This window comes from Pontibacter sp. HJ8, assembly GCF_054824225.1.
In genome coordinates this window covers 1-9796 of record NZ_JSYF01000198.1, presented here as the reverse complement: position 1 = coordinate 9796, position 9796 = coordinate 1, and the positions used below count along the sequence as shown (strand labels likewise).

The 9796-nt window shown below is 53.1% G+C and carries 9 protein-coding genes, 1 pseudogene and 1 riboswitch; of the genes and pseudogenes, 3 read left to right on the top strand and 7 right to left on the bottom strand.

All coding sequences use genetic code 11. From position 1 onward, the window contains the following. Window positions 1–210: pseudogene (locus OB13_RS09800) on the top strand (hypothetical protein); the annotation flags it as partial. 30 nt (window positions 211–240) lie between these two features. Here OB13_RS09800 and OB13_RS09795 read toward each other — a convergent pair. Genes OB13_RS09795 through OB13_RS09780 form a run of 4 tightly spaced genes read right to left on the bottom strand, consistent with a single transcriptional unit; the run spans window position 241 to window position 2937 of the window. Next, window positions 241–507: a Trm112 family protein gene (locus OB13_RS09795; RefSeq protein WP_461489985.1), complete on the bottom strand. Its 267-nt coding sequence runs from the start codon at window positions 505–507 to the stop codon at window positions 241–243. Continuing rightward, window positions 504–1154: a thiamine phosphate synthase gene (locus tag OB13_RS09790; protein ID WP_461489984.1), complete on the bottom strand. Its 651-nt coding sequence runs from the start codon at window positions 1152–1154 to the stop codon at window positions 504–506. The genes OB13_RS09795 and OB13_RS09790 overlap by 4 nt, the downstream gene beginning before the upstream one ends. Then, a complete protein-coding gene (locus OB13_RS09785; RefSeq protein WP_461489983.1) occupies window positions 1151–2215 on the bottom strand; it encodes an AIR synthase-related protein in 1065 nt (354 codons plus the stop codon). Before OB13_RS09785 ends, OB13_RS09790 begins: the two co-directional genes overlap by 4 nt. Then, window positions 2212–2937 (bottom strand): class I SAM-dependent methyltransferase, encoded by a 726-nt coding sequence (locus tag OB13_RS09780; protein ID WP_461489982.1) that lies wholly within the window; start codon window positions 2935–2937, stop codon window positions 2212–2214. The genes OB13_RS09785 and OB13_RS09780 overlap by 4 nt, the downstream gene beginning before the upstream one ends. A gap of 78 nt (window positions 2938–3015) precedes the next feature. Then, window positions 3016–3120: riboswitch (TPP riboswitch) on the bottom strand. Window positions 3121–3292: 172 nt separating this feature from the next. Between OB13_RS09780 and OB13_RS09775 the strand changes: the two genes are divergently transcribed. Both OB13_RS09775 and OB13_RS09770 read left to right on the top strand, forming a co-directional pair. After that, a complete protein-coding gene (locus OB13_RS09775) occupies window positions 3293–4168 on the top strand; it encodes a DUF2911 domain-containing protein (protein WP_461489981.1) in 876 nt (291 codons plus the stop codon). Between the two features lie 81 nt (window positions 4169–4249). Further along, a complete protein-coding gene (locus tag OB13_RS09770) occupies window positions 4250–5188 on the top strand; it encodes a methyltransferase domain-containing protein (RefSeq protein ID WP_461489980.1) in 939 nt (312 codons plus the stop codon). Window positions 5189–5319: 131 nt separating this feature from the next. On the opposite strand, the gene OB13_RS09765 is transcribed toward OB13_RS09770, so the two are convergent. From OB13_RS09765 to OB13_RS09755, 3 genes are all read right to left on the bottom strand, one after another. Then, complete coding sequence (locus tag OB13_RS09765) at window positions 5320–7038, bottom strand: sodium:solute symporter family protein (protein ID WP_461489979.1); 1719 nt, start codon at window positions 7036–7038, stop codon at window positions 5320–5322. Continuing rightward, a complete protein-coding gene (locus OB13_RS09760; RefSeq protein WP_461489978.1) occupies window positions 7035–7178 on the bottom strand; it encodes a hypothetical protein in 144 nt (47 codons plus the stop codon). The genes OB13_RS09765 and OB13_RS09760 overlap by 4 nt, the downstream gene beginning before the upstream one ends. Window positions 7179–7270: 92 nt before the next feature. Beyond that, on the bottom strand, window positions 7271–9796 hold a 2526-nt coding region (locus OB13_RS09755; protein ID WP_461489977.1), incomplete at its 5' end, for a PIG-L family deacetylase.

Genomic DNA, 9796 nt, shown 5'->3' with positions numbered 1-9796 from the left:
GGGCTTGGCTATACCCGCCGCTTCACGGATGAGCCGGACCTGCTACAAAATATGTATTTCAGCCGTATAGGATTCCGTTACCAGGATCCGCAGGGGGGCTTGCTGGTGCGCGTAGCCCTGACACCTTTCCTGTCTACGGAAATAAACCAAAAAACGCCTGGCCCGGCCATCGTACCCCGATTCGGGTTAAGTATAGGCCACAGCTTTTAGCGGCTCGCCAGGAGCAACTACAGGTTAGGCTTATACTTTCAGAAAGAACACCTGCTGCTCAGCTTCCTCCAGTGCCAATCCCCATTTCTTTAAAATAGGCTCCTCCAGCGCCCTCTCGCGGTATTCGTCTGGTGTCATAATAGGTATACCGTATACAATCGGGTAATACCTTTTGCACGCAGGGCAGGTTAGCAGCGCTTCTATAATATCCCCGTTCTCATGCTGCGCAAAAATTTGCGACGTCAGTTCGTGCTTGTCCACCGGACAGCAAAGCTTATCTAAAAGAGACAGTCTCATTGGTTATACTTGTTTAAGATTTGTTTGTAGGCCGCAGTCGAATCTCTGGCTGATGCAGCGTTCACTATACCTGAAATCACGGCCACCCCATCATAATCGAGGCCTTGCAGTGTACCCATATTTTCGGTTGTGATGCCCCCGGAAAGAAAGAGAGGCCTTTGCGTGATCTCCCGCGCCTCCCGGATCGTATCGGGCTGCACAATTTCGCAGCTTCCTGCCGAGGGCGAAGGAAACACAGCGCAGAAAGAAACATAGTCCAGTTGGTGCCGGTCAGCCCAGCGAACCACCTCCAGATCGTTGCTGCAGGTTATGCCGCACATAAAGTCCCTGTTCAGTTCAGCCTTCAAAGTTTCAAAATCCGCAGGAGTGTTATCAAAGTGAACGCCTGCCAGTTCCGTGTCCTTCAGCAGTTGCCACTCCTCGTTTATCAGCACCGGCACCTGGTAGATATAAGCAAGCGCCACTAGTTCCTGTATCAGCGATAGCTTGTCTGAATGGGTATAGCCAGTGGGCCAGTTGTTCCAGATCTGCAGCACATTGGCGCCACCTTCCAACGCATCTTTTACCTTTTGCATGAGCAGGGCCCGGTCTATGCTTGGGTCCAGCACCAGGTATACGCCTCCGGTAATCGGTTTATACTTTCTCATTTCCAGCCAGCTTTATAAGCGTTGAAGAAGGCCTCCCAGTACGGATCTCTGCCATCAAAGAGGAGGGCCTTCTCTTCGTCATGCTCCACTATCCTGAACCCATCTTCCGGAGGCAACATCTCTCCCACCACCGACGCTTTGATAGCTTTGGAAGCAAGATGTCCGATCAGTTTCTGCTCGTTTCCCGGCTTTACGGCCATGATCATGGAGCCGGCCCCTACACTGAAACGATGGTCAATGTCGAACAGCGCCGTTATCTGCTGCTGCGCCTCCCCCACCGGCAGGGCATCGTTATAGATCCTGAAACCACAGTTGGAGGCATTTGCCATCTCACAGATAGCGCCCACCATGCCGCCTTCGGTCACATCGTGCATAGCCTTCAGCTCCGTATGGCTTTGCAACACCTCTTTTGCAGCAAGAGCTTCGGGAAGCGAGGAGGTCCGGTAAAAATTCTCACAGCCTCTCTCCCATACTTCCCTTCCAAGCCTGTTTTTCACCGTTTCCGGAAAGCTCATGGCCAGGATGGAAGTAGACACCAAAGCCGTTTCCTTCGTCGCGACCAGGAGGTCGCCGGGCTGTGCCCTGTTGCTGGTGAGTATTTCATCCAGAGGTGCTGTCAGAAACATGGTACCACCACCCGAAACAGTAGAGTTCTGCCCCTCGATCTGCCCGGTATGTCCCCCGGTAATGGAAACGCCCAGATCCTGGCAGAACTGGTGGATATACTCCCAGTATTCATTGAAAGCCTCTAGCGATAAACTGGTGGGCAGGTTGAGTACAAACTGTGCGTACATGGGAGCAAAGCCGGTGGTTGCCATGTCGTTGCCCAGCAGGTGTACCGACAGCCAGGCTGACTCTTTCAGCCCGATAGAAGGTATAAGCGAAAGCGGATCGCTGGACACGGCCATACCCAGGTTGTTTCCCAGGTTAATGACGGCAGTGTCCACCCCAAACGCCGGCCCTACCAGCACCTCTTCCCGCTTTGCGCCATGGTGGGGCAGCAACACATCTTTGAACGCTGCAGCGGCTATTTTCCCGGAGTTGTCTTCGAAGGCGCTCATTTCACATCATTTAAGCGTACATACATGCCAAAGAAATCGCCGTAGGGCTGGTGCCACTGCTGCACCGGAAACCACTCCGGCAGCCCGGTAGTCGTCCATTCGATGGTATAGTCTCTGTCTTGCAGGGCCTCCCCGATCACTGCCATCAGCTTTTTAGGGGTATAGAAAGTGGCCGTAACGTAGAAGGGATTCTTGCCAAACATCTCCTGTATCCTCCTCCTGACCACTTTGGGGGAGTTTCTGTTCATCATACCGAACACAATGCCATGCTTGCCTACACGCGCCGCCTCTTGTATCACTTTCACCGGATCTTTGTAATACTCGAAGGTCGTAATGAAGGCCAGGGCATCGAAGGTATGGTCTTTGAAAGGCATGTGATGCGAGTCGGCCAATACCAGATCGCCGTCGAACAGGTGCACGCCCTGCCCCAGCATGAAGGGGGAAATATCGCCGCCGCTGGCTTCAATGCCGATCTCCTTCCACCAGCGGGTAAAGCGGGTGGTGCCGCAGCCAAACTCCAGCAGGGTCTTGACGCGCTTGTCTTTCTGGATCAGCTGGCCGATCACTTTTTTCTGCCACACCTCAGCCCGCTTGTAGCGGCCCTCATACCACAGTTCGTAAGTGTCGGTGTGGTCGCGGTTAAAGAACCATTCTTCACGGCCCTGCCATTGGCGCAGGTCGCGGGTTACCAGGTCAAATTTTTGTCTTTGCAGATTGCTCACAGCAGGTATTTTTTTGGTTAAAAATAACCCGACTGTCTAAAGCAGATAGGATGGATATGGGTTAGCACCTTGTAATGGCGCTATGAGCGGTTACATTTCCTACGCTGGCATTATCCAGATCAGGTCGCGGGTATCATCTCAGCCTGGCAGCTTTTACATTGCCAAGCACCCCGTGTACTTATGCGAAGGTATAATTTATAATCGTAAAAGAAAGTCTGATAGGGATAAAAACATTTTTGACAAAGAAGCAGTTAACTGCAAAGCCGGCCGCTGCTGCTCCGGCGGAATTTACTGGTTAAATTGGTAGATATTCTGTAATATTACCTTCAAAACCCTACTTTAATAAAATATACCCATGAAAAAAACTTTATTCAGCATCCTGCTTTCAGCAGCTCTGCTCTGCGGCGCAGGCGCTGCACAGGCACAGCAGCAAGGTATAGCCATGCCAGCCGCGAGCCCGGCAGCATCCATAACCCAAAAAGTTGGCCTGGCTGATGTTACAGTGAACTACTCACGCCCATCCGTAAAGGGACGCTCTATTTTTGGTGGCGATGTGGTGCCTTATGGCAAGGTATGGCGCACGGGGGCAAACGATGCCACGTTGTTCAAATTCAGCGAGGAAGTAAGCATTCAGGGTACCAAAGTTCCTGCGGGTGAGTATGCCTTGCTAACGATTCCAGGCCAGAATGAGTGGACCATCATCCTTTACAAAGACACCAAACTGGGTGGCAACGTTGCGGCCTACAAGCAGGAAAATGACCAGCTTCGTTTCACTGTGAAGCCTCAGACCAACCCGAGAGCCATAGAAACCTTCACCATCAACTTCGCTAACCTGAAAAGCAACACAGCCGATGTAGAGCTGCTTTGGGACAAGACCATCGCCAAGTTCACCATCGAAACCGATGTGGACAGCAAAGTAATGGCCCAGATCCAGGAGCGTGTAGTAAATGGCAAAGAGGTGCCTGCCGGTCTATTCGCGGCGGCAGCGAACTACTACCATGACAACAACAAGGACATGAAGCAGGCGCTCGAGTGGATCAAAAAAGCCAATGCCAATGACCCTAAATTCTGGAACCTGCACGCGCAGGCCAAGATCCAGGCCAAGCTGAAAGACTACAAAGGCGCCGTGAAAACCGCTGAGCAATCTATCGCCCTGGCCAAAAAGGAAAACAATGCCGACTATGTGCGTATGAATGAAAAAGCCATCGCGGAGTGGAAGAAAATGAAGTAGGCTATACCTGCTTCCTATACTACAGAAAGCCTCTGCTCGGACAGGGGCTTTCTTTTTTGTACCTGTTAAAACCTATACCTGTTGGAAGAACAAGAAGATAAACGGCATTCAGAAGATCACCTGGGTCCAGCCCGGGAGTACTGGTGGAATGAAGATTACCTGGAGCTGCTGGCCCGACGCCTGAACCTGGAGTATTGTCAGTCGCTGGTGGACATTGGCTGCGGAAAGGGCATGATGGGCTTTAAGTTTTCGAAATACCTGCCGGCAGGCGCTCGGGTATACGGCGTGGATTTTGAGGCTGAATACATCGAGGAAGCGCAGCAACGGGCCCAGAGCATCTACCTTCACAACCCGATCGATTACAAATTCCTGGTAGGCAATGCCTCCGACATTCCCCTGCCCGATAACCTGGCCGACATCACGCTGTGCCAGACCCTGCTGATACATGTGAAAGACCCGCAGCGCGTCATAGAGGAAATGATCCGGATCACCAAACCGGGTGGCTGGGTAGTAGCCCTGGAGCCCAACAACCTGGTACCCAACCTGATGTTTGACAGGTATGGCGAAACTGACTTTGACGTAGAAAGTACCCTGGAAGTACTGGAGGTGAAGCTGCGGATCGAGAAAGGCAAGAAGCGACTCGGTGAAGGCTTCAACTCGTTGGGCGATGTTATACCGGACTTATTTGTAAAGGCCGGCCTGCGCGACACCAAGGTATGGATTTCGGACAAGGCACTTTCCATCATTCCGCCTTATGACTCTGCGGAAACCATGCTGCGCGTAGAGCAGATGATCAGCTGGATTGAATCGGAGGCGATGGGTTACCAGTACCAGGACAATCTGAACTACTTTATGGCCGGGGGCGGCGACAAGGACAAATTTGATGCCTACTGGCAGAAGCTGCTCTACAACAAGTTCAACCTCAAGCAGCGGCTTCAGAACGGGGAATACATTTCAGCAGGCGGCAGCCTGATTTACATTGTGGCAGGCCGTAAACCCAGGCAGTCGGAGTTGGAGTAGAAAAATCGTTTTCATTTCGACCATCGGGAGAAATCTGGACTTTTTCACGGGCCCCGCAATATTCCTGATTTCTCCCAGCTACGCTGGCTCTTTTCGACTCCCGTCTCAAGCGTGTTCGAAATGACAACTACTTACGCTGCCTGCTTCACTCTTTTTCGTTGGTTGATAATAACCTGCAGGATCGTCCCGAACACGATCACGGCCACACAACCGATCACATTGAACCACAAAAAGGCGATATCGGTGTATTTAAAGCAATAGAGCACCACTGCTTCGGCCAGCAGAGCACCTAAGAACACGGCGTGGCCTTTGATGTATTTGAAGTAAAATGCAACCAGGAAAATGCCCAGAATGGTGCCGTAGAAGATGGAGCCGATGATATTCACAGCCTGGATTAGGTTATCCAGCATGGAGGCATAGGTGGCAAAGATGATCGCCAGCGATCCCCAGGCTGCTGTGAATAACTTGGAAACACGCACATAGTGCAGGTCACTGCCATCCTGCTTGACAGATCGCTTGTAGATGTCCACTACCGTGGTGGAGGCCAGTGCATTCAACTCAGAAGCTGTCGACGACATCGCCGCCGAAAAGATCACAGCCAGCAGCAGCCCGACCAGCCCGGCCGGCAGGTATTTCATCACAAAGGAAATGAAGACGTAATCGGTGTCTCTTGTCTCGGCCTCCGGATCGGCTTTGGAAATGAGCGATTTTACTTCCGTGCGCACATCCGAAGAGGCACTAGTAATACTCTCTACCTCAGCCTGCGCCGCGTCAATGGCAGCATCGTTTTCTGTGCGCAGGGCCGATACCAGGCCTCTGACTGCCAGCTGTTTTTGTTCAAAAAGAGTCGTGTGCCTGGCTTCCAGCTTTTCCAGGTCAGCGGCATATTCTGTGTTGTGTATTTTGTTTTTGGCTGCCTCGTTGAAAAAGAGCGGGGGCTGGTTGAACTGGTAAAAGATGAAAACCATCACCCCGATAAAGAGGATCATGAACTGCATCGGTATCTTGAGCAGGCCGTTGAAGAGCAGCCCCAGCCGGCTCTCCGCCACCGATCTCCCGCCCAGGTAGCGCGCTACCTGGCTCTGATCGGTGCCGAAATAGGACAGCGCCAGAAATAGCCCGCCCGTCATACCTGACCAGAAGTTATACCTGTCGTTCCAGCTCGTTTCCCAATCCCAGGAGAAGTCCACGATGTTCATCTTGCCCATCTTGCCCGCCACTGCCACGGCATCCCCAAACGAAACGTCCTCCGGCAGGTAATGCACCACCATAAAGCCTGCTACCAGCATACCACCGATCATCACGGCCATCTGCTGCTTCTGCGTCACACTCACCGCTTTGGTGCCCCCGGACAGCGTATAGATAATCACCAAACCCCCGAGGATCAGGTTGGTAACGGTCAGGTTCCAGCCCAGAATAGTAGACATGATAATGGCCGGCGCATAGATCGTTATACCTGCTGCCAGGCCGCGCTGCACCAGGAAAAGCATGGCAGCCAGCGAACGGGTTTTCAGGTCGAAGCGGTTTTCCAGGTACTCGTAGGCGGTGTATACCTTGAGCCGGTAAAAGATAGGAATGATCGTAACCGAGATGATGACCATGGCGATCGGCAGGCCGAAGTAGAACTGCACAAAGCGCATGCCGTCTTCGTACGCCTGCCCCGGCGTGGACAGAAAGGTGATCGCGCTGGCCTGTGTTGCCATGATGGACAGGCCGATGGTCCACCACTTCATGGAGTTGTCGCCCTTCAGGTAGCCTTCTATGTCTTTGCTGCCGCGCGTCTTCCAGACACCATAACTCACTATAAAGCCGAGCGTACCCAGCAGTACGATCCAGTCCAGTAACCTCATTCGTAGATTTTGGTGATAATATAAAACAGGGTGATCAGGAAAGCCAGGTTGCCCAGCACCAGCCAGTACATCCCTCTCCAGCTTTTAAAGAAAGGCGGCTTATCCAGTTCTGATGGCGTGTTGTCTTCTTCTTCTTTCATGTTTTTTCTGGGACGAAAGACTTATAAAATGATACCATCATTTACCCTTTGTGAAAGGTTTCCTTCGTCCGGATATCTTTTGCCAGGTATAACTATTTAACTGCACTTTCTCCTGTACTACCCGTTGTCACACCGTTTTTACCCAGTGAGATCAGGTTGGTAAAGATGCGGTAAGCCCCGGGCACACCGGCCGGCAACTGCCTGAACCAGGAATAACCGGTATACACAAAATGTCCTTTGCCATACCGGGCGATCAGCATACCACCCTCCCGTGCCGGCTCGTTGGGATCATTACTCGAAAGGATCGCTTCGTACTCGCTGCCCCATTCGCTTGCAAAGTACAGCCCGCGCTCCTGCACCCAGCCTTCAAAATCTTTTGCCGTAATTTTATTCGGTGTGTTGAGTACCTGGTGATTCGGCTTCATAAAACGCACATCGGCATCTTCCACGGTCACCCGCTGGCTGGATATCTTCAGCGGATAAGGGCCAACCTCTTTTGTCTGCAAGCTTTGCGCGGTGTTGTACTGCACGATCAGTGTGCCCCCGTTCTGCACGTAGTTCAGCAGCCGGGGCTGATAAAAACGCATCCGCTCCACCGTATTGTAGGCACGGACGCCCAAAATAACGGCATCGAATCGCTGCAGATTCTTCTCGGTCATGTCTGCATCTTTCAGGATGGTCACCTGGTAGCCGATCTGCTGCAGGCTGGCCGGTATGTCATCGCCGGCTCCCATGAGGTAGGCCACCTGCTCGCCATTTCGCTTCAGGTCCAGGCGCACCGCTTTCACCACCGCCTCGGGGAAGGTGGTTTGAGTGGGGATGTGGTTGTATTGAATGACATGAAGGCCACGGGTATAAGGCTTCCCTTCTACGGTAGCCACCGCTTTGAGCACTACCTCCTGTTGCCCCCTGGGTGGATGCACCATAAACCGCACCAGTTGTTCCTCCCCGTTCTGGTTCAGATCAAAAGGCACCTGTGCCGGCTCCACGCGCCAGCCTTTGGGCAACTGCAGGGCCAGGTTTCCTTTGATATTCGCTTTTCCGGACTTCACCAGCACATGCACCGGCTTGGGTTCCTGCGAAGCAAACATGAGTACGTTTTCTGAAATATTCACAAACACGGGCGGCGTGACAGCCAATGGACGGTACAGCTCCCCTTCTACCGGATCGGTACGCTTGTATACCACCGGCACGGTATAGCGAAAGGGTTGTCCGCTGATGAGCAGGTTAAACGTTACACTGGCAGCCGGTCCGTTCTCCGGGAGCCCTATCTCCTGCTGACTGTCCACATGAAATAAGCCCAGCGTGCCTTCCTGCTGCAGCCAGTACGGTTGCGAAAGGGGCGCTGAAGCCGGCAGTTGAACCGTAACAGGTATACGCTGTGCTTCATTTTCCCCTAAAGCCAGGTTCAGGGTGCTGTCGCTGCGGGCGTAATCCGCCCGGATGCTTTGCAGCTGCACCGGTACTTTGGAACGGTTGATCGCCTCCAGTTGAAGGCTCAGGCGCTCTCCGGGCGTCACGGCGAAGTCGGCAGCCACGGCTTCCAGGTATAGGCCGAGGCTGTGCTTCACCACCTCATCCAGTTCCTGTGTCTTTACTTTTTTCCAGTAACTGTCGGGCAGTTTGGCTATTTCCTTTTTTGCGGCCAGGAGTGTAGGAACGATGCCAGCAGGGTCCTGCGGTTGGAAATCGTTGATGGCCTGCTGCAGGAGCTTGGCTACCTTATCGCTGCCTTTTACGCGGCTCCAGCCGGTGTTGATGCCTTCAAAAAGCTGCGCTTTGGCCCGTTCGCCTTTGGTATGCTCCAGGTACTCGATCGCACTGCCTCTGGCACCGGAAGAGCCGAAGCCCTGGCTCTTGTGCATGCTGCGGCTCAGGGCAGCAATCTCCGGGTAAGACTTGCCCAGCAGCGGGTTATACCCGCCTACTTCCACCTTCAGCAGTTGCGAGCCATAGTCTTCAAACTCTTTCTGGCTTTTGAAAGACCATACGCCGGTATTCCAGAGCACCCGCTTTACCTGCCATACCGTGACATGTTTCAATTGTTCGGGGAATCGCTTAGGATCGGCGGCGGCATCAAAGGCTTCGCTGGCCAGCATGGCAGATGCCGTATGATGCCCATGGGTCTCGGATGTTTTCGGTGAAAAGCGCGTGATGATCACATCGGGTCTGAACTTGCGGATCACCCATACCATATCGCTCAGCACCTGCTCTTTGTCCCAGATCGCAAACGTCTCTTCCGGATTTTTGGAATAACCGAAGTCATTGGCTCTTGTGAAGAACTGCCTGCCCCCATCGGTACGGCGTGCCTGCAGCAGCTCCTGCGTCCGGATGATGCCCAGTCCTTCGCGTATCTCCGGTCCGATCAGGTTCTGGCCGCCATCGCCGCGAGTAACAGAAAGATAGCCGGTATTATACAACTCCTCATTTGCCAGATAGGCAATAAAGCGTGTGTTCTCATCGTCGGGATGAGCCGCGACATACAGCACGCTTCCGAGCACATTCAGCTTTTTAAGATCCTGCAACAACTCAGCAGCACTGGGTTTGGCCGGAGCCTGCGCCCGCAGAACGGACGGCCCGAACAGCAGCAAGAACGCTAACAGGAAGGAGCAGTGTTT

Excerpts from the sequence above, each read along its gene's own strand:
- OB13_RS09785 (WP_461489983.1), bottom strand. The coding sequence starts at position 2,215 with ATGAGCGCCTTCGAAGACAACTCCGGGAAAATAGCCGCTGCAGCGTTC.
- OB13_RS09795 (WP_461489985.1), bottom strand. The coding sequence starts at position 507 with ATGAGACTGTCTCTTTTAGATAAGCTTTGCTGTCCGGTGGACAAGCAC.
- OB13_RS09775 (WP_461489981.1), top strand. The coding sequence starts at position 3,293 with ATGAAAAAAACTTTATTCAGCATCCTGCTTTCAGCAGCTCTGCTCTGC.
- OB13_RS09790 (WP_461489984.1), bottom strand. The coding sequence starts at position 1,154 with ATGAGAAAGTATAAACCGATTACCGGAGGCGTATACCTGGTGCTGGAC.
- OB13_RS09760 (WP_461489978.1), bottom strand. The coding sequence starts at position 7,178 with ATGAAAGAAGAAGAAGACAACACGCCATCAGAACTGGATAAGCCGCCT.
- OB13_RS09765 (WP_461489979.1), bottom strand. The coding sequence starts at position 7,038 with ATGAGGTTACTGGACTGGATCGTACTGCTGGGTACGCTCGGCTTTATA.